Origin of the sequence: Paenibacillus sp. 2KB_22 (genome assembly GCF_052115745.1) — a bacterium.
Lineage (GTDB): Bacteria > Bacillota > Bacilli > Paenibacillales > Paenibacillaceae > Paenibacillus.
On the sequence record NZ_JBFRHG010000003.1, the window covers coordinates 283,932 to 304,095 of the forward strand.

Here is a 20,164-nt window from a genome sequence, read left to right on the forward strand (position 1 = left end):
GTTATGGCTTAACTATAAAAGATCAATCTAGCCATGTCAATATAGTTAACATAAAAAAGTATTTGAAATTTAAAGTTAATTATGTTTACATGAGTTTATTGGAACACGAATGATCGAAGAGGTTTTAAGGGTATATATTCATGAAAATGAATGTTTTAGTGGGGAATAGTGTGCCGGGAACTACAAAAAGCATAGAAAACGTGTCATGATTAGTGTTTCAATCTTTTTGGCTACTAGGACAATCTGTCATGATTTTTCTATTTATTATCTCGAAATCAGTTATAAAATCAGATTGATCTGTTTTTTTGTCAGGTAATATAACATATATAGCGCTTTCATGTGTTAATGCCTTGAATAATGCGATTCTAATTATACGTAATTAGGGAGGGATTGCTCCATCATGCGATCTTTATTGGTCATCCGTATACAATCAACGATAGCTGATTCGTCCAATGCAATCCCTCTGACACCGGAGAGGCTGCTGGGAGCGAACGGGTACCATGTACAGGTGGCAGGCAGTGAAATGGAAGCGGTGAAGCTGGCTCGTGCTGCGGAAGCGTCCATCTTGCATCTGTCGCTGGCTGATGTGGAGTACTGGGTGAACTGCCTGGGAAAGGGGAAGTCGGATTCCCCGCTGCTCTGGTGGTGCGCGCCAGATACGGCCTCTTCATCCGCAGAGTCCTGCGAGGTCGAAACTTCATTTGATGGCATACTTACGCCATCCATGACTGGGCCCGAGATCCACTGGACGCTTCACTTTGCAGCACGGCGCTACATGGAACGCAAACAGTGGGAGCAGGAACGGAAGCAGTTGCAATCCAGGCTGGAGGATCGGAAGTGGATTGATATGGCGAAGGCCATCCTTAGTGATCTGAAGCAGATTTCCGAGGCTGAAGCCTATGACTTGTTACGCAAGAGAGCGATGGATGAACGCAAACGGATGGTCGATGTAGCCACAGCCATTGTGAAGGCACATCAACTGCTCCAGTCTTAATTGGAAGGAGGATTCTCCATGGATATGTCTCAGATACTCCGAGAGGTCGGACGTGGGAAACGAGGCTCGCGTGATCTGAATTATACAGAGGCACTGACCGTTGCAGAGAAAATCCTGAAACAGGAGGTTTCCCCTGCCCAGACGGCTGCCTTTCTCATGGCTGAACGAATGAAAATGGAAAACGTAGAGGAACTGGAAGCCTTTGTTCATGCATGCCGTAACAGTGCGGAACGTTTCTCCTTATTTCAGGACGGATTGGACTGTGCGGGTCCCTATGACGGGCGGACGAAGTCGTTCATGGCCACGTTTCCGGTTGCGTTTGTACTCGCGGCAGCCGGGTTGCCAGTGACGTTGCACGGGAGTGATCCTTTACCGCCCAAGTGGGGCGTTACGCTGTCGGTACTGTTGAAGGAAGCAGGAATAGATCCCGGTAAGATGGATCGGGAAGATGCCCAAGGCGCTGCGCTCCGTTCAGGTGTCATGTACGTATCTTCCGAGGAGTGGTGTGAGCCTCTTCGCAAGCTTCGTCCGTTACGGGAAGAGCTGGGATTCCGCACGGTGTTTAACACAGCAGAGAAACTCATTGATTATAACCATTCACCGTATCTGGTGTTCGGTGTGTTTCATAATACCTTTCTGGATCGGATTGCAAAGCTGCTCACCCGGTTTAATTATCGTCGTGCTTATGTGGTACAGGGGATGGAAGGTTCTGAGGATCTGTATATTGATCGGCCAACCCGCGTATACGCCGTGGAAGACGGTGATATGAAGCTGGAACTGGTTGATCCAGCAGCCTATGAACTGGATATGCCCGTGCCTGAACTCGTCTGGACGGCTGCGAAGCAGCTTGAAGTGGCGGAAAGTGTTTTAAGTGGTGACGGCCATATTGCTTTTGTGAATCAGGTTTTGTTAAATGGGGGATTCCGCTTGTACGCAGCAGGGCGTGTCAATTCCATCGAAGAGGGCATATACACTTGTCAGGGATTGCTGGAGAGTGGTGCAGCGTATCGCATCTATCAACAGTGGTGTGTCTCCATGGGTGGCGAACTGCCGGATAACAGAGCGGTGTCCATCTATCCGGCATCGTCCAGGTAGCCCTTGGTTCAAGCTTGTGCTTGTTTAGTGACTTCTTATTCCCAAGGATAAGTAACGGTCAGGAAGTCAGCGAATTTCTTGCTCTCTTCCCGCCGTCTTTTCCGCATGGCCGCCCGATCCGGAGCGGTCTCGTATAGTTTCTTCTCTTCTTCCGTCTCCGGGATAATGCGGGGTACGATCAGTTTGCGATTATTTTCGTCCAAGGCCACAAAAGTCAGAAATGCCGTGGCTGCAATTTTTTTCTCTCCGGTCTTCAGATCCTCACGTATCACCTTCACAAAAATCTCCATGGAACTGCGTCCGGTCCAGGACGCGAACGACTCCAGCGTAACCGAATCCGTTGGGTTAATCGGGTACAGGAAATCGACCGAGTCGGTTGAGGCTGTTACGGTATTGACCCGGCATAACTTGGAAGCGGCAATGGATGCAATATCATCGATGTAGGACATCAGTTTCCCGCCAAACAGTGTATTATGATTGTTGACATCGGTTGGGAACACCCGAGCCGTCTTGAAACAACGCGTTTCGCGTACATACTTTTTCTCCACCTGATCCATCTCCGTAGGTTTCGGTATCTCTCTCATGCTTTTTCCTCCTTACCGTATGGCTGCTGTGACATAAGTTCAACTAAAGATTATTTACATGGCCACTCCGATGATAGAATAACTCTCCGATCGCTGTTATCCCCAGATTTTTAGTATTCCTTTTTATAGAGTGAAAATCCGGGGATAGCGTATGCTTCCGATGCAGCTTTCTTTCAGAAAGCTTTGAGGCGAACGCTCCGCTTCTTCAAGTTATTTCTCTCCTCTTCGTTCTATGTAAATGTTTAGTTTGACTTATATAGTATCTTTAAGTATAAGTGTCGGTCAGAACCATATTCAAATGAAGTTGGACTGCAAAAAAACCACCAGGCGCGGACCGGCGCGCTGGCGGTTTACTGCTGTATATTAAGCCTTGGGCTTGAAAATGCCGGACGGTTTGCCGATCGGCAAGAACGCATAGCCGAAGTGAGCGTTCAGTACCGAAGCACCTGTACCATACAGGGACACAATTCCGATCGCCATTTCAGCGTATGCTGCAATGGTGTGGAAAATGTGAGGAGCTACGCCGAAAGCGTCAAAGGTCAAGCCAAGGAACAGGAAGTCGATCAGAATGAAGATGATAAGCAATACTTTATTCGCTTCAATCGCACCGATTGTCATGAACAGGGTGAATACAAGGTATCCGGCAAAAGCAAATCCGAGCTGCTTGCCATCGGCCTGTTCAGCAAGAGTGGAGCCAAATACGCCCATTTTGATCATCCAGTTGGCAGCCATGGCGAACCAGAAGAATGCGTACGCACCAAATGCCGTTGTGCCAAAGGTATTGTTGCGTTTGGAATCTTGAATGCATGCGAATAACTGGGCAAAAGCGCCCAGGAAGATCGCCCAAGGAATAGCGTAGCTAAGTCCATCTGTGATGCCAAGCTTTTGGGAAGAAGCGACCAGGGTTACGATAGCCAACCCAAATAATCCCATTGCGCTGGGATCGGCGTTAACAATTTTGACTTTAGTCTGTGAATCGGTCTGCATGGTGATGATAAGCCTCCAATAATATCAAATCAGGATCAATGGCCGTCGTTGGCCGTCCTCTACATTACATCATTTGTATCCGCCGGGTCCGGACACACACATCGCCCTATTGTACCTGAATGACCCCATTATGGAAAGGGATTTTATTACCTTTTGAACCAATAGACTTTTTGTTTTTTCAATATACACATTTACGACACAATCCATTCTGGGCGTGAATGATGGGGTCAGACGTTAGAATAAAGCCCTTGTGATTACCTCTAAAATTGCGTCATATCAGCCATTTTCGGATAAGCTCTTGTATGATAAAATAATCTTTATCAAAAAATGGAGAAGAATACAAAACATCCTTGTCTCCTATGCCATATGTTAATCCACCTATAGATTGACAGGAAAAACTAAAATGGTTCACAGAATAAGGAGGTATCAGGGGTTATGGTTATGAGTTTGGATTTGAAAAATAAAATAGAGAAGGCCAGACGTAACCTTTATGTGCTGGTAGAGCATAACAAGGGTGGGCTTGGGCATCCTGATGTGATTCGGCAGTCTATGGCATTGGACGAATTGATTAATGAGTATAACCGAATTAGCCGAAACCATTCACGGGCTTGAACCCGAAGGGATTTTGAATTTATATACAGTACGAATCACATAGATAAGTAACACTTGAACGTACAGATGGGCATGAATAATGCCGGGATGGACTGCCTCAGTTGAAGAGTATTCATGCCTGTTTGTTTTTTGCCAAATATCAATCAGCTATCTGTTTAATGCAGCAACCGTTTGGCTTCCAGATATAGGACCTGTACGAACTTTTTCGTATTAATTCGTGTCTGGGACAAGGAAGGCTCCACATTGTTTTGCAGCTCCAGCATTTTCTTGCGAATTTCCGTGAAATCAAAAAATTTGGATGCGTAGTTCTCGAACTTGGGATGAGTATAATCGGTTAATCCCAGAGACACCACATGGCTCAATGTCTGGAAGATGGCTCTGCGAACACGTTGTTCCGATGCCTTGATCTCCTTGTTAATCTCTGCGAGTGAGGCGTTCTCTCCCAGCTTACGTGTCGCTACGTTCTGAAAGATGTCTTTGAGGGACGGGAACGTATAGGGAGACAACTTATGTTCATCTGTCTCTACCTGCTCCAGATATTCCAGCATGTCCAGCAGATCCCTGCTGCCCGCTTCGCCGATCATGCCCATCTCGGACAGTAGGAAGTGTCCTGCTGTCGTTATTGTTTTGTCGGGAACCGGAGCCGCAGTTCGCTCGTTAGGATGCAAACCGGACAGTCCCTGCAACGTCCGCTGAATATCTGCGATGGATTGCTGCATCCGAAGCCTTTCGCTCACCAGACGCAGAACAGATAGAATCTCCAATCGGTTAATGGGCTTAGTAATATAATATTCAATGCCTAGCGAATAGGCTTCTCCAATCATATTCTTCGACTCGATCTGGGAGATCATGACGATCTTGCCCTCGAACCTTCCTTCAAGCGCCCGTACAGTCTGAATCCCGTCTCGTTGTGGCATCAACAGATCAATCAGAAGAACATCCACCTTATGCAGTTCCAACAGTTCCACGTGAATATGTGCTCCGTCCTCAGCTTCCCCGGCAATATCGCCAAGCCCTTCATCTTCAATAATATCCATCAACATGGAACGAACGCCAGGATCGTCATCCACGATAAAATAACGCATGTCAGTCATTCCCTTTCTCTGTGAATGGTGTGATTGATACATCTATGGTAAAGGCGGTTAACTCCGCCATGAACTCTCGTTCCAGTGTAATCGTTCCTTTCCTTCTTGCATAGAACCTGACATGTCAGGTTAAATGACAATGATTGGGCGATCAAAGCCCATTTTTAAAATAAATGTAGAAATTGCATGTAGGTATTTGTCTATTTTCGTAGATGCCCTTGTAGTATAAGTAACATCCCAAAGTCTGGGGCAAGTGTTGTGCAGAATGGTACAAACTTTTCACGTGACCCATCTCTGTACTTGAAATACACCATAAAAAGGGGCATACCAATGGAGCAAACAATACAAGATATTGTCGTCATTTTCAATGATTTTCTATGGTCCAAAGTGTTAATTATACTATTGGTAGTATGTGGTATATACTTCACCACCAAGACCCGATTCATGCAATTCCGCATGATTGGAGATATGGTGAAGGTGCTTCTAGAGCGGAAAAGCAAGGAGCTAGGCAAAATTTCACCTTTTCAGGCGTTTTGTATCAGTATGGCGGCCCGTGTAGGTACAGGGAATATTACCGGTATTGCACTGGCCATCGCACTGGGGGGACCTGGTGCTATATTCTGGATGTGGATCATTGCAATTATCGGGTCAGCCTCCAGTTTTGTGGAGAGCACGCTGGCTCAGATCTATAAAGTGAAGGATAAGGGCGGATTCCGCGGGGGTCCGGCGTATTATATGGAGCGTGGGCTAGGAAAGCGCTGGATGGGAATTTTATTCGCCATTCTCATTACGCTTTCATTCGGTTTGGTCTTTAATGCGGTGCAATCAAACACGATTACCGTTGCATTTCAAAACTCATTTGGTACGGATCGGTTAACGGTAGGGATCATTATGGCTGTGGTATTTGCAGGAATTATTATGGGCGGTGTCAAACGTATCGCAAAAGCATCGGAATACATCGTCGTTGTGCTTGCTGTATTGTACATTGGGGTAGCGGCTTTTGTGGTGCTGGCGAACATTACCCAGCTTCCGGCCATGATTGCGTTAATTGTGAAAAGTGCCTTCGGCATCGAACAGGTGGCTGGCGGAACGTTGGGCGCTGCACTGATGAACGGTGTGAAACGCGGATTGTTCTCCAATGAGGCGGGCATGGGTAGTGCCCCGAATGCTGCTGCAACAGCGGATACAACACATCCGGTGAAACAGGGACTTATTCAGGGGTTTGGCGTGCTGACAGATACGTTGGTTATATGTACAAGCACAGCCATGATTATTTTGCTATCAGGAGTGTACAAAGGTTCCAATCTGGGTGGCATTGAGTTAACTCAGGCTGCACTAAGTGTACATATTGGTTCATGGGCATCGGGATTCCTGGCGGTCATGGTGTTCCTGTTTGCCTTCAGTACACTAATCGGAAATTATTACTACGGAGAAACCAACATTGAGTTTATCAAATCCAACAAAGTTTGGCTGTGGGTATACCGCATTTGCGTCATCGCGATGGTGGTGTTTGGCGCAGTTGCCAAAGTACAGCTAGTGTGGGATTTGGCTGACCTGTTCATGGGGCTGATGGTGGTGGTGAACCTGATTGCCATCCTGATGCTGTCCAAGGTAACCTTTGAAGCGCTGAAGGACTACAAGAAACAGAAGGCTGAAGGACGTGACCCCGTCTTTACGCGTGACCGGATTCATATTCCGGGTGAAGTGGAGTGCTGGCAGTCGGAAGAAGAAGTTATTGGAGATAAATCAATACATGTAGCTAATTAAGATTTTATCTGAACGTGGTTGGTTATATAAAATGGACACAACAAACAACAGGACTTGGATTATCCATCATGGGCAACCCGAGTCCTGTTTGTTGCATATAAAATGTATCTTTGCACTAGCCAGAGTTCATCAAAAGATATATTTTGATTAATTTTTAACAGAATAGCTAATCAGTTGCTCGGACAGAACCTTCATTCGCTCGCCTGTTTCATTGAGCTTCTCAATCACATCGGTAAAGGATGATACAAGCGTTGCTTGTTCCTGTGAAGAGGCAGCAATCTGGGAGACTTCAATTTCCATCTGTTTGATGACCTGTTGTACATCTCTCAGACTGGTATCGATATCACTTGTAGCTTGTTTGGCATCCACGGAGAGTTTGCGTACTTCCGAAGCCACCACGCCGAAGCCGGCACCAGCTTCACCAACACGAGCGGCTTCAATAGCGGCATTCAGGCCAAGCAAATTGGTTTGTTCAGAGATTTCACGAATGAACCCGGCTACCTTATTGATTTGGGAAGAGTTCTGAACAGCAAGTCTTGTGTTCTGCAAGATCTGTTCACTGGTTGCTTGCAATTCTTCGGCATGAGCGGCGACATGCTGCACCATATCAACGAGGTTTCCATTGATGGTTTGATTTTCTTGTATAATGTCTTCAAGCTGGTTCTGATTGGATTGGTCGTAAGATACACAGAAAACAGCAACAACTTTCTGGTGATCATCAAAGATCGGAATGTTCAGAATATCCAGTTCGATACCATAAACATCCTTGGAGAGAGTAGCGAGAGTAGCTTCTCTTCCGTTTTTTAAGATGGAAAAGTTTTGATACGATTCCAAGAGTGGCATTCCTTTTTCAAAACCAAGGTCAAACTTGTCGGTAGTAATAACCTCCAATACCTTTTCGTGATCATATACAGTTAAACTGGCTGGTTCTCTAAGGATCTTGCTGATATAAGGCATTACTTTAAGCAGGGCATCTACAACGTTCATGGAAGAGGACCATCCTTTCAATATTTGAATGTATTATATTTAACGATCTATGGAATGCTCTATCTTTCATCGGATAAGAAGGGCGTTTCGTGAACGGCATTTTGCATGAAAGAATGAACATTTTATGATTAAATTTTAAAATATTTCCCATTTGAAATGATTTACTGGATATAAGTGTTAGTTGTAACTATTTTTATATCAAGATATTTGTACGAATGTATATCAATTATGGGACATATGTCCCTTTGTGTACGTTATATACGACAACGGAGGGGAAGTCGAAATGAAAGAAATCATGGACTTTGGACTTGTGCGGCAACTCGCCCGTGAGAATGGGTTGGACCAGGTGCTGGATGAGTCTGCACTCGCTGAGTTGCGACTACTTGAGGCTGCAAAGGGTGAGATGATCTGTGCCAAAGGTGAGCGACCCGAGCGATTGTATTTTCTGGTGCAGGGCAAGCTCAAGATCTATACCACCCTGCCTAACGGGAAGTCTCTGTTGCTTCGTTTCAGTACACCACTCGCGCTCGTGGGAGATTTGGAACTGGTGAATGGCAAGGAGGCTATGAATACGGTAGAGTCTGTGAGCAAAAGTCTGTTGCTGGGTATCAGTTATCGCTCTCTCCAGAATACGTATGCAGAGAACCCTAAATTTCTCCACTTCATGCTGAGTCAAGTTACGCACAAATTGTATACTTTTTCCAACTTATCGAGTCTGAATATGTTATATCCGGTAGAGAGTCGCTTTGCCAGCTATCTGTTGTCCACAATGGGCCAGGACGAGTCTTCTTCGGAAGAGATCCAGACCTCCAAGCTCACAGAACTCGCCGATATGCTGGGTACCAGCTATAGACATCTTAATAGAGTCGTTCAAGATCTGTGTAATCGAAGCATTATTCGCAAAGTGCAGCGAAAGCTCGTGATCTGTGATCTGGAACAGTTGCGTGCCATCGCGGGGGGCAATATATATGAGTAATGGCATCTAAAATAAAGATCAAGCCAGCATATATGTACGACATGACGCGACACACTAAAATAGAATACGGCACAACAAAGAGCGCCCTCCCGAATATACCAAGGGGTGCTCTTTTTGCACTGCACTTCAAGTGGATTAGATATCTCCGCGTTGCTCGAATAATTGAGCGATCTCTACAATGACATGGGTTGCCTTCACCATATTGTCTACCGATACATATTCGAATTTGCCATGGTAGTTCTCACCGCCAGTGAAGATATTTGGTGTTGGCATGCCCATATAGGATAGCTGGGAACCATCTGTTCCTCCTCGGATGGGACGAATAACAGGTTCGATATCCAGTCGGGTCATGGCTTCATGAGCAATGTCGACGATCTGGCGTACAGGTTCAATTTTCTCGCGCATGTTATAGTACTGGTCATTCAATTCAACCGTAATGCTTTTCTCTCCATACTTGGTCTTCAGCTCGTTCGCGATATGGAGCAGATTTGTTTTGCGGTCTTCAAACTTCTCCCGGTCGAAATCACGGATGATGTAACTCATTTTAGTCAGTTCAACGTCACCCTCCAGAGACAACAGATGGTAGAAACCATCATAACCGTCCGTGAATTCAGGAGCTTCCTCCACAGGCAGGCGTCGATTCAACTCCATTGCAATTTTCAGAGAGTTCACCATCTTATCCTTCGCTGTTCCGGGATGTACATTGGTGCCTCGTACGGTAACTTTGGCGGCAGCTGCGTTAAAGCTCTCATATTCCAGCTCGCCAAGTGGTCCACCATCAACCGTGTACGCATATTTGGCTCCAAAAGCAGCTACATCAAACTTGTGCGGTCCGCGGCCAATCTCTTCATCCGGGGTAAAAGCAACCCGAATCTTACCGTGTTTCACTTCCGGGTGCTCAATCAGATAGGCCATCGCGGTCATAATCTCGGCGATGCCTGCCTTATTATCTGCACCAAGCAACGTTGTACCGTCAGTTGTGATCAGGGTGTGGCCTTTATACTCGTGCAGTTCCGGGAAATCCTTGTTGGACAGCACTACATCCAGCTCCGAGTTCAGCACAATGTCAGCACCATCATAGTTATCGATAACCTGTGGTTTAACATTTTTGCCAGTAAAGTCGGTCGCTGTATCGAGGTGAGCCAGGAAACCAATGACAGGAACATCCTTGTCGGTATTGGATGGCAGGGTAGCCATGACATAACCATTCTCATCCATCGTCACATCTTGCAGACCAATGGATGTGCACTCTTCAACGAGCAGCTTGCCCAAGGCCAGTTGGCCGGGTGTGGAAGGGCATGTCTCACTATTCTCATCGGATTGGGTATCCATCTGAACATAAGTACTTAGTCTTTGAATTAATATATCTTTCATCTATTTTCTCTCCCTAGCTTGAGTAGTATATAAGTTGAGCTACTTGTTTTACACTGATCCACTACGAGTCCGGAATAACCTTTTGGGCGAAGTGTATGCTTTCGAAGTAGCTTTCTTGCAGAAAGCTTTAGCTCTGCTTCTCCAGATTATTTCTGCCCTCTCCGTTATCGTGTATCCGTTCGTCACAACTTATGTAAATTGGGTATATTAATTATTGTGGCTCTCTATAGTTATCATATCATGTTTTGCAGTCATTTCCAGAATGGGACAGAGCCGAAATATGAGGATAACTAGGTATCAAAAAGGGTACTAGGTCACAAAAATGTACGTACTTGTATTTCTATAACTGAGGTTCATAATAAACGATGAAGAAAGGATGGGTTCTAGACATGCCATTTATCACGGTTAAGGTATTGGAAGGCAAGTCGGTTGAGCAGAAACGTCAGTTGATTGAACGTATGACTCAGGTGGCTTGTGAGACACTGGATGTTGATCCGAGCAAAGTCTTTATCTTCATTGAGGATTTGGAGAAAGATAATTACGGCAAGAATGGAAAACTGTTTTCGGATATGGACAATAAGTAAGGCTTCATATATATCATGATCAAGGAACAGGAGATGCAGCAACGATGACTGAGCAATTATTTTCGCCTTATCAATTCAAGAGCCTGCAATTAAATAACCGTGTCGTTATGGCACCGATGTGCCAATATTCTGTCACTGCGAAGGATGGTATTCCAAACGATTGGCATCAGGTTCACTATGTAAGCCGTGCGGTTGGAGGTACAGGACTCATCGTGATCGAGATGACCGATGTCGACCCGGATGGACGTATTACCGATAATGACTTGGGGATATGGTCAGATGAGCATGTACCTGCCTTCACCAAACTGGTAGACGGAATCCATGCCTACGGCTCCAAAGTAGCCATTCAGATCGCACATGCGGGACGAAAAGCAGAGGATGCAGCGCAGCCGGTTGCTCCTTCGGTAGTCACATTCCCGGGAGAAAAGTACAAGGAGCCGCGTGCGTTAAGCACGGAAGAGGTAGAAGCTATGGTGCAGAAGTTCGCAGACGGTGTTCGCCGCGCAGTACAGGCTGGAGTGGATACCATTGAGCTGCATGGCGCACACGGATACCTGATCCACCAGTTCCATTCCCCGCTGATGAACCATCGTGAGGATGTATATGGGCAGGATCTGTCCCGTTTCGGCGTTGAAGTCATTCGGGCAGTGAAAAAAGAAATGCCAGCAGACATGCCGCTGATTATGCGGGTTTCAGCTGTCGAATACGCGGATGGCGGGTATGACATCGACCATACGATCAGTATTGCTCGTGCCTACCAAGATGCAGGCGTGGACATGTTCCATATCAGTTCAGGTGGCGAAGGACCTTCCGGACAGCGGAAACCGGGGAACTATCCAGGGTATCAGGTACCATTTGCCCGTCGCTTCCGTGAAGAACTGAATGTTCCTGTCATCGCAGTGGGTATGCTGGAGGATGCAGCATTGGCTCAGGCAGTGATTGGAAACGGCGACGCGGATCTGGTTGCCGTGGGCAGAGGCATGCTGCGTGATCCATACTGGGCGAACCATGCCGCTCTGGAACTAGGTGTCAGCAAGGATCAAGCTGCCATTGCAGAGCAATATTCTCGTGGATACTAATTTGCTCTAAATCATATTTACACTTGCCACTCCGAGGACAGAATAACCTTCCGATCTGAGGATAAAGGCGAAGTATATGCTTTCGATGCAGCTTTCTTGCAGAAAGCTTGTAGCGTCGCTTCTTCAGGCTATTTCTGCCCTCTTCGTTTTCGTGTAAATGTTAGGACAAATTTTATATAGTAAAGAAGGCCACAGCAGGGGTTACCTTGTGCTGTGGCCTAATTTTGTATAGTGGGAAGCATAGCATCCAATTATGGATGGATGACTACGCTCTTCGAGTTGCTTCATAGACGAATTTTTGATTCGACTGTGTAGGTGGCTGATCCGGGTTAAAGTCGGCGCACACTTTAATATCAGAGAAACCAATGTGTTCGAGGATCAGGCGTAACTCTTCAATACCGTACCAACGCAGGGTAAGTTGTTGCATCTCTGTAGCGACAAGATGACCCTGATGCCATTGTTCGTAGCGAATCAGACTTCGTTTATATTGGTGTAGAAGGTTCACTTCAATGGTTTTGACTTCTACTGTGATCGTATCACCATCGGGTAATGGAACGGTTGATGATTCTATCGAAGAGGGCTGTGTCACATCGGGTAGAAACAGATCAAACACAAGCCTGCCGCCAGGTTCCAAATGTTGAAATAGACTACGCAATGCGTTAATCGAAGCCTCTCTGTCTTGAATGAGGAGCAAGGAACCTCCAGGAATAATAATGGTTTCGTATCGATACGGAAGGTCGAGCTTCTCCAGATTGGCAACAAACAGCTCAGGCATAGGTAATGCCCGCTCGGTGCAACGAGAACGACAAGAATCAATCATATCGGTTGAATAATCAAGTCCATCCACCTTCAGGCCTGCCTCAAGCAAAGGAATGAGCATTCGGCCTGAGCCAGACATGGCTTCAAGGATCCGTCCTTTGCAGCCTTGAAGATAGTGGCGATAGAATTCAATATCTCCTCCCAAGGAGTGTCCCACGGGTTTGGTTAGATCATATACGGCGGTACATAATGGACCGTAATAACTGAAAGACATGGTATAGGTATCCCCCACATTTAAATGTAATGAATTGCAAAAGGGGAAGGGAATACGTTAAAATAATCCCTTCCGGCAACGGTTGGAATTGGATTTTTCAGAGCAGACTATCATAGGAATCACGCCTTATATGTAGTATATTCCAATTATGGGGTGAGATCACAATAGAGGTCAACACCTTTTTTGTCCGTTATAAGAACCCATTTGACATGAATCTTAAAATCTCAAACAATGAATAAATACATCCAAGGAGGCGATACGAGTGGAATCATCATCAAGCGCATTACCGGATATCCGGCAGGAACTTGTGCTCCATGCACCTGTAGAGAAGGTGTGGGAGATGGTCTCGACCGCGCAAGGACTGGAGGCTTGGTTCATGCCGGGCAATCTGGAACCCGTGGAAGGGCACGAGTTTATATTGGAAGCAGGCCCCTTTGGTCAATCACCATGTCAGGTGACGGAAGTTCTACCGCTGCACAAGCTTTCATTCCGCTGGGGTAAGGACTGGACGTTAACGTTCCAACTGAATGAACAGCCGGAAGGTACGGATTTCACACTGATTCACAGCGGCTGGGATGCGGATAAACTAACCGAGTTTGGACAAGCACATGCCATGGTGCGGGAACGTATGGAACAAGGATGGGCCGGAATTGTTCAGAAGCTTGCCCAAGTTGTTAAATAATCATTGAAATTCAGATTCCAGAATCAGATTCAAAAAAAGATTATCATCTAAGCTTATTCATTCAATCAACCTCAGGACATCTCGCCCGTTCATTCGGATGAACATCGGCCTGGGGTTCTTTGATGTACCAAGATTCGGCGGAAAGGGACAGAAAACCTTCAAGTTATAAGGAATTTAACCGATTATGATACGGAAACTATTTCAGTGAGCACTGGAAACGTTTAAAATGATTTATAGGAATAAAACGACAAAATTAGACGTCTCTCGCCCTTGTGGATGGAAGGAATACATAGATGAGAAAACACTGGATTATGCTGACCATAAGTTTCATATGCATTGTCATTTTTCCGCTGGGCTGGATTGCCCAGACGTTAATTAGCGAGCGGGGTAACCCCCAGGCTACGGATGGAAAAATTGACCTGACCCAATGGGACTTTGATCGCAAGGGTGCAGCGTCTTTAAAGGGAGTCTGGGATTTCTACCCTGGGCAGTTACTGAGCCCGGCAGATATTGAAGCGAGTGTATCTGGTCGCAAGCCATTGCCAGCTTCGTCTGGCACTCAGGTCCCGGCCCGATGGAACAAATCTCTCGGGCAAGCACATGGGTATGGAACCTATCATATGCAAGTCCAGCTTACACCCCGAACGACGAAAAATGATTATGGCATACGCACGAAGAATATACGCATGGCTCACCGGGTATTTATCGATGGTAAAGAGATTGGCGGCAAAGGCCTGCCAGGAAAGACCCCGGACATAGATGTACAATTAAACCTGCCCTTTACAGGGTTCACGTCCATTGAAGGCAACACGGCTGACATTATCATTCAGGTATCGAACTATAGTTATTCCTCTGGGGGAATTGTAGCGCCGATTTTGTTTGGAGACGAGCATAGTATTCTGAAAAGCCAGCAACAAGATTGGCTCAAGGATCTGATGACCTTATTCGGCTTTATCTTGCCTGCCGCCTTTTTTCTACTTTTGTTCAGATTACGGCGTACGGAGAAGGAGCTCCGTTTCCTCGGATTATTCAGCCTTTCCGGTGCGTTATACGCTCTGACACATGGGGAGAAGTTACTGGGAACGTTTGTACCGTTTCTGACCAATAATGAGATGCTTCGAATTCAGCTCCTTAGTTCAGCCTTTGCCTATTACTTTTTGCTTCGGTATATGGATGCCCGGGTGCCAGGAGCAGTTCATCAGTGGTTTGTACGTCTGGCTGTCGTGCTAATCGTTACCCAGACCATTGTGGGTCTTACGCTCCCTCCGGCTCTATTCTCGATGCTTGAGCTCCCCATGTTGCTGATCTCGCTTGTTGTCATGTTCTATGCGCTGCGAGCCATGTTCTATTGGTTAAAAGGGCAGCCGAATGATAGCCACGTTGCACTGGTGAGCATGATGAGCATACTCATGGTTGTTGTGTTGCATACGCTTGGTGCGTTCACTACCCTAGACACAGCGTTCTTAGCGCTGATTGAACTTTTATTATTTGTATTTGCCCAGATGATTGTGACCGCAATCCGCTTCGCACAATCATTCCGCGACGTGGAAGCCCTGTCGGAGCGTTTGCTTGCTATCGACAGCCTCAAGGACGAGTTCATGGCGAATACGTCTCATGAGCTGCGAACTCCCCTGCACGGCATCATTAATATTGCGCAATCGATGCTGGAAGGGGCGGCCGGAGCGGTCACACCCAAGCAAGCCAAAAATCTGTCCATGATTACTTCAACCGGCAAGCGCCTTTCACTGCTGGTTAACGATATTTTGGATTTTTCCAAATTAAAAAATAGTGAGATTGAGTTGAAACGAGTAGCTGTTGATCTGGAATCCGTTGCTCGTACTGTGGTTGAAGTCTCGGGTTTCACGTTTGAGGACAAGCCAGTTATATTGATTCAGCAATGGCCCCAGTCGTTGCCGCTTGTTGAGGCAGACGAAGATCGCCTCCGGCAGGTTTTGTATAACCTGCTGGGTAACGCCTATAAGTATACTGAGCAGGGTGAGATTCGATTGTACGCCAGTGTCGAAGGGGACTGGGTGAAGGTATCGGTTGCTGATACGGGGGTGGGCATCGCCCTGGACAAACAAGAAGATATTTTCCAGGCGTATGAGCAGAGTAACGGAACAGTGGAACGGGTGAATGATGGAACTGGACTCGGTCTGAGTATTACACGAAAACTTGTCGAGCTTGGCGGAGGTGAGATCTGGGTTGAATCGGAGCCGGGGCAAGGTTCGACCTTTCATTTCACCCTGCCTGTTATGAAGTTGCCTCTGCTGCAATCTCAGTCGAAACCAACTGCGGCACGATATGTTGCTGCACAGGGGGCGCAGGCAAAGGAGCTTGTGACAAGAGAGTCAGATGAGCAGGAAGATCTTGCAGAAGCGGAGCACACGATTCTGATTGTAGACGATGATCCCGTCAATCGACAGGTCTTGCTTAACCTGTTATCGACGGAACGGTATCGTGTGATTGCAGCGGACAGCGGGTCCACTGCATTGAAACTCCGAGAAGAATTCCCGTCCATTGATCTTGTTATTACGGACTGGATGATGCCCAAAATGTCCGGGCTTGAGTTATGTCGCAAGCTGCGCGAGCACAGTTCCTTGTCTGAGTTGCCGATTCTGATGCTGACCGCCCGAGGATTGCCTGAGGATATCAAACATGGATTTCAGGCGGGGGCCAATGACTTCCTGAGCAAACCGGTGGATGCTGGTGAATTGCGAGCTAGAGTTCGGACGTTAATTGAAATGCGGAGTTCGGTGCAGGAAGCTATTCGCACTGAAATGGCCTTTTTGCAGGCCCAGATCAAGCCGCACTTTCTATATAATGCACTCAATGTCATTATCGCGACCTGTGCAGTGAATCCGGACAAAGCAACCGATTTGCTGATTGAATTGAGTCATTACCTGCGTGGAAGCTTTGACTTCCAGAACAGGGAGCAGCTTGTTCCTTTGACCAAAGAGTTGGAATTGGTAGAGTCTTACGTGCATCTGGAACAGGCCAGATTTGAGGAAAGACTGGTGGTTGAATATGAGGTGGAACCGGACGTGCAGCTCTATCTGCCGCCTCTAAGTATCCAGCCACTTGTGGAGAATGCCATTCGACACGGCGTGATGGAGCGGGCAGCCGGCGGGACAGTTCATCTTAGGATTTTCAAAGAGAGTGAGCATGTGGTCGTACAGGTTCAGGATGATGGTGTGGGTATCCCTCCTGAGCGTATGGCTCAGGTCAAGTCTGGGAACACCGAAGGTCCTGGAGGTGTCGGGCTGCAAAATATAAACCGTCGCCTGATGTCTCTCTATGGTCAGGGACTGGAGATTCATAGCCATGTGGGTAAAGGCACACAGATTCGGTTCCGCATCCCTGTGCAAAAGGTGGATTATGCCAAATAATGTGCCGAGTTAAACAATTATGGTTAACAGACTAGGGGGTGTCTGAAAACTCCGAAGGAAGCAGATTTTGCCGATTTTTCGTTCCAAGCCAGGAAGTTTTACGCAGGCGTGCCGTGGCACGTCAAGGGAAAGTGACGCAGCAGGGGGCGAAAAGGCGGTAAAAGATGCACTTCAGAGTTTTGAGACACGCCCTAATAAAGCGGATGCCGATAAAATCGGTATTCCTATTGAATCTTTCATGGCAGGAGGCTGAAAGAACGGTGAGAGCCATTGTGATCGATGATGAGAAGCCAGCGCAGCTTCATCTGGAGCGCCTATTACGAACGGACGGACGAATTACACCCGTGCAATGTTTTTCAACTGCTCGTGATGGTCTGCATTTTCTGGCAAAGGAACGTGTAGATGTTGTATTTTTGGACATTGGAATGCCCGAAATGAATGGCCTGGAAGCGGCTGAATATATACAGCAATTGGATCAGAGTATTCGCATCATCTTTGTGACGGCTTATGCGGACCATGCAGTGGAAGCATTCGAACTGCATGCACTGGATTATGTGCTTAAACCGGTAAGCTCCGCAAGATTGGCCAAAACCATTGATCGGATCGCGGGCATAATGTCGTATCATTCCCAGGTTGCAGCCACCGCCGAGGTACAGGCATCGGAACCTGCCTCTGTGGAGCTGGATACCGAAGTTCCAGGGCTGCTGACGTTCAAACATCTGGATATCTATAGAAGTCTTGATCAGGGTGCTGAGAAACATAAGTGGCGCACAACCAAAGCGCAGGAACTATTTGCTTTTTTGTTTCATCACAGGGAAGAGTGGGTAAGCAAGGAGATTCTGCTTGATCAGCTGTGGGGTGATGTTTCCCAGGAAAAGGGGCTAACTCATCTACATACCTCCGTGTACCAGATTCGAAAGCTTTTTAAGGAATGGAACATGACAGGCAAGCTGGAGTACAATATGAACCGCTATCGTCTGTTATCAGGCAATCTGGTAAGTGATGTGGATCAATTTGAAAAATCCATGGTCTACAACGCCATCACATCAGACAATGTCGATGATCTGAGGCATATGATTCCACTCTATCGTGCCGATTATCTGGAAGAGCATGATTATCGTTGGGCACAGGCCAAAGCAAGAGAACTCAGACGCAAGTATACAGGGCTGGTTATGGATATCGCGAGATGGGATATGGAGCATGGTCGTGGCAAGGAAGCGATTGAGCAATTAACGTTATTGCAGGAACGGGAGCCTTATTTGGAAGAAATCTGCCGACTCATGATGGAAGTGTATGCATCTATGGATGATCAGCAAGGCATACTTCGTTTATATCATTCATTCACATTGACATTGAATGAGGATCTGGGACATCAGCCGGAGCCGGAAACAAGCAGGCTATATCAGAATTTGACGAATAAATAAACATAAGTTCAGACAGGAGGGTGAGGCATGAAGCTATTCATACACCGTAAAGATTTGCGTACGGATGATCTGGCGGCATTCGATTATTTGCGGGAACACAAAGAAGAGAGTGTGCATGTTCTCATCTATGATCCATTTCTCCTGCGGCAAGGCCGAGAGAAGGAACACAGCGGTGTGAATTTTAGACAGCATGCAGCGGCATTAGGCAGGCAGTATCTTGAAGCCAAACAAAAACTGCATGTTGCTTATGGCAAACCGGCTGAAGTGGTTGATTTTATCCTGAACGAATTCATAGGCGAGATCGATGAAATTGTCGTCCATCGGGACATGACGCCATATGCAATCGAGCGGGATAGGGCCATACGCAAAGTCAGTGACGCGCACGAGGTTCCCTTCACGCAACTGACGGATCATCTGCTGATGGATCTGAATGGATTCGCGAATTTCACGGGCAAGTCGGAGCCTTATAAGGTATTTGCAGCTTTTCATCGGCGGTGGGTGGAATTCATGAATGAACATCCCAATCCTCCTTCGGCAACAACGCTTGCCGAGTTGAAGGTGAGCGATCGTCCGATTGAATGGCCGGATGCGATGAGGGTACCTTCAGAGTTGCTGGAGGGCATTGGTTCGAATGACGAGGACCCGCATCTGCTGCTGGATCAATTCTTATCGGATCGAATTGCTGAATATGGGGATCATCGAGATGAATATAAGGCTTACGAGCCGAGTCATCTCAGTTCGTATGTAGCGGTTGGAGCCGTGTCTATCCGCAAAATGTACGATGCCGCGAATCGCACGGCGGAAGCTGGAGAGTGGATCAGGCAGCTGTGTTTCCGCGACTTCTATCTGTATCGGGCGGTCTATGAGACTCACTATTTTACATATGAAAAGGTGTACGATCTCTCGTCCCTCCATGACGATCATTTTGAACGGTGGTGCAGGGCGGAGACGGGCATTCCGATTATTGATGCAGCCATGACGGAACTGAATGAAACCGGACATATGCCGAACCGGTTGCGGATACTCACGGCGATGTTTCTCACCAAAAACCTGCAATGTCCGTTTACCTTGGGTGAAGCCTATTTCAGGCGCAAACTGAGTGACTATGATAACATTCAGAACCGTGGTAATTGGCTATGGTGTGCTTCGCTTGGTGAGAATGCGGCTCCGTATTTTCGGGTGAACAACCCGGTAACGCAATCCGAGAAATATGATCCGCAAGGCGATTATATTCGCAAGTGGTTGCCTGAATTGAAAGACTTGCACAGCAAAGACATCCATCAGCCGCGCAAAGATGCAATTGTGGATCTGAAGGCATCGAGACAGGCAGCAATTGAGGTGTACAAACAGATTCTGGCGAGTCGTGGGAAGTAGACTCGGGCAGGGCGAGTAAGTGTCTAACCCAGATTTACCATTCTCATCCGGACGAACCAACAATAATTTGGTTGAAAGCAGGATGTTCGAAAGACCGCGTACTCGCGGTCTTTTTTACATATATAGACATGAAAATAG

The 20,164-nt window shown here is 46.9% G+C and carries 18 protein-coding genes; 12 read left to right on the forward strand and 6 right to left on the reverse strand.

Annotation, left to right across the window (positions count from 1 at the left end; genetic code table 11):
* The first annotated feature begins 400 nt into the window (after positions 1 to 400).
* Together AB4111_RS20215 and AB4111_RS20220 are read left to right on the forward strand one after the other, a co-directional pair.
* Positions 401 to 994: an ANTAR domain-containing response regulator gene (locus tag AB4111_RS20215; protein ID WP_442032967.1), complete on the forward strand. Its 594-nt coding sequence runs from the start codon at positions 401 to 403 to the stop codon at positions 992 to 994.
* An 18-nt stretch (positions 995 to 1,012) separates the two neighbouring features.
* Positions 1,013 to 2,089 (forward strand): anthranilate phosphoribosyltransferase, encoded by a 1,077-nt coding sequence (locus AB4111_RS20220; protein ID WP_442032968.1) that lies wholly within the window; start codon positions 1,013 to 1,015, stop codon positions 2,087 to 2,089.
* 35 nt (positions 2,090 to 2,124) lie between these two features.
* On the opposite strand, the gene AB4111_RS20225 is transcribed toward AB4111_RS20220, so the two are convergent.
* Positions 2,125 to 2,637, reverse strand: a complete 513-nt coding sequence (locus tag AB4111_RS20225; protein WP_124116913.1) for an acyl-CoA thioesterase — start codon at positions 2,635 to 2,637, stop codon at positions 2,125 to 2,127.
* A 399-nt stretch (positions 2,638 to 3,036) separates the two neighbouring features.
* Positions 3,037 to 3,660, reverse strand: a complete 624-nt coding sequence (locus tag AB4111_RS20230; RefSeq protein ID WP_091012490.1) for an acetate uptake transporter — start codon at positions 3,658 to 3,660, stop codon at positions 3,037 to 3,039.
* 435 nt (positions 3,661 to 4,095) lie between these two features.
* Here AB4111_RS20230 and AB4111_RS20235 point away from each other — a divergent pair, with 435 nt between their 5' ends.
* Positions 4,096 to 4,272 (forward strand): aspartyl-phosphate phosphatase Spo0E family protein, encoded by a 177-nt coding sequence (locus AB4111_RS20235; RefSeq protein ID WP_253441866.1) that lies wholly within the window; start codon positions 4,096 to 4,098, stop codon positions 4,270 to 4,272.
* A gap of 155 nt (positions 4,273 to 4,427) precedes the next feature.
* Here the strand turns inward: AB4111_RS20235 and AB4111_RS20240 are convergent, their stop codons facing one another.
* Positions 4,428 to 5,357 carry a response regulator gene (locus AB4111_RS20240; protein WP_442033286.1) on the reverse strand — a complete coding sequence of 310 codons (930 nt, stop codon included), beginning with the start codon at positions 5,355 to 5,357 and terminating at the stop codon, positions 4,428 to 4,430.
* A 330-nt stretch (positions 5,358 to 5,687) separates the two neighbouring features.
* Here AB4111_RS20240 and AB4111_RS20245 point away from each other — a divergent pair, with 330 nt between their 5' ends.
* Positions 5,688 to 7,124 carry an alanine/glycine:cation symporter family protein gene (locus AB4111_RS20245; RefSeq protein ID WP_442032969.1) on the forward strand — a complete coding sequence of 479 codons (1,437 nt, stop codon included), beginning with the start codon at positions 5,688 to 5,690 and terminating at the stop codon, positions 7,122 to 7,124.
* 147 nt (positions 7,125 to 7,271) lie between these two features.
* On the opposite strand, the gene AB4111_RS20250 is transcribed toward AB4111_RS20245, so the two are convergent.
* Positions 7,272 to 8,111, reverse strand: a complete 840-nt coding sequence (locus AB4111_RS20250) for a methyl-accepting chemotaxis protein (RefSeq protein WP_442032970.1) — start codon at positions 8,109 to 8,111, stop codon at positions 7,272 to 7,274.
* A 283-nt stretch (positions 8,112 to 8,394) separates the two neighbouring features.
* On the opposite strand from AB4111_RS20250, the gene AB4111_RS20255 reads away from it, so the two are divergent.
* Positions 8,395 to 9,087, forward strand: a complete 693-nt coding sequence (locus tag AB4111_RS20255; RefSeq protein ID WP_442032971.1) for a Crp/Fnr family transcriptional regulator — start codon at positions 8,395 to 8,397, stop codon at positions 9,085 to 9,087.
* A gap of 135 nt (positions 9,088 to 9,222) precedes the next feature.
* On the opposite strand, the gene pepT is transcribed toward AB4111_RS20255, so the two are convergent.
* Positions 9,223 to 10,461, reverse strand: coding sequence for a peptidase T (gene pepT / locus AB4111_RS20260; RefSeq protein ID WP_442032972.1), 1,239 nt, complete (start codon positions 10,459 to 10,461; stop codon positions 9,223 to 9,225).
* Positions 10,462 to 10,850: 389 nt separating this feature from the next.
* On the opposite strand from pepT, the gene AB4111_RS20265 reads away from it, so the two are divergent.
* Positions 10,851 to 11,045, forward strand: coding sequence for a tautomerase family protein (locus AB4111_RS20265; protein WP_442032973.1), 195 nt, complete (start codon positions 10,851 to 10,853; stop codon positions 11,043 to 11,045).
* A 44-nt stretch (positions 11,046 to 11,089) separates the two neighbouring features.
* On the forward strand, positions 11,090 to 12,124 hold the full coding sequence (locus AB4111_RS20270) for an NADH:flavin oxidoreductase/NADH oxidase (protein WP_253441844.1): 1,035 nt from the start codon (positions 11,090 to 11,092) through the stop codon (positions 12,122 to 12,124).
* Between the two features lie 265 nt (positions 12,125 to 12,389).
* Here the strand turns inward: AB4111_RS20270 and AB4111_RS20275 are convergent, their stop codons facing one another.
* Positions 12,390 to 13,157, reverse strand: a complete 768-nt coding sequence (locus AB4111_RS20275; RefSeq protein WP_442032974.1) for a class I SAM-dependent methyltransferase — start codon at positions 13,155 to 13,157, stop codon at positions 12,390 to 12,392.
* A gap of 262 nt (positions 13,158 to 13,419) precedes the next feature.
* Between AB4111_RS20275 and AB4111_RS20280 the strand changes: the two genes are divergently transcribed.
* From AB4111_RS20280 to AB4111_RS20300, 5 genes are all read left to right on the forward strand, one after another.
* Complete coding sequence (locus AB4111_RS20280) at positions 13,420 to 13,839, forward strand: SRPBCC family protein (RefSeq protein ID WP_442032975.1); 420 nt, start codon at positions 13,420 to 13,422, stop codon at positions 13,837 to 13,839.
* A gap of 293 nt (positions 13,840 to 14,132) precedes the next feature.
* Positions 14,133 to 17,228 (forward strand): ATP-binding protein, encoded by a 3,096-nt coding sequence (locus tag AB4111_RS20285; protein WP_442032976.1) that lies wholly within the window; start codon positions 14,133 to 14,135, stop codon positions 17,226 to 17,228.
* A gap of 67 nt (positions 17,229 to 17,295) precedes the next feature.
* Positions 17,296 to 17,481, forward strand: a complete 186-nt coding sequence (locus AB4111_RS20290; RefSeq protein WP_442032977.1) for a hypothetical protein — start codon at positions 17,296 to 17,298, stop codon at positions 17,479 to 17,481.
* A 7-nt stretch (positions 17,482 to 17,488) separates the two neighbouring features.
* Positions 17,489 to 18,652 carry a response regulator gene (locus AB4111_RS20295; protein WP_442032978.1) on the forward strand — a complete coding sequence of 388 codons (1,164 nt, stop codon included), beginning with the start codon at positions 17,489 to 17,491 and terminating at the stop codon, positions 18,650 to 18,652.
* Positions 18,653 to 18,679: 27 nt separating this feature from the next.
* Positions 18,680 to 20,026: a cryptochrome/photolyase family protein gene (locus AB4111_RS20300; RefSeq protein WP_442032979.1), complete on the forward strand. Its 1,347-nt coding sequence runs from the start codon at positions 18,680 to 18,682 to the stop codon at positions 20,024 to 20,026.
* Positions 20,027 to 20,164: the final 138 nt, after the last annotated feature.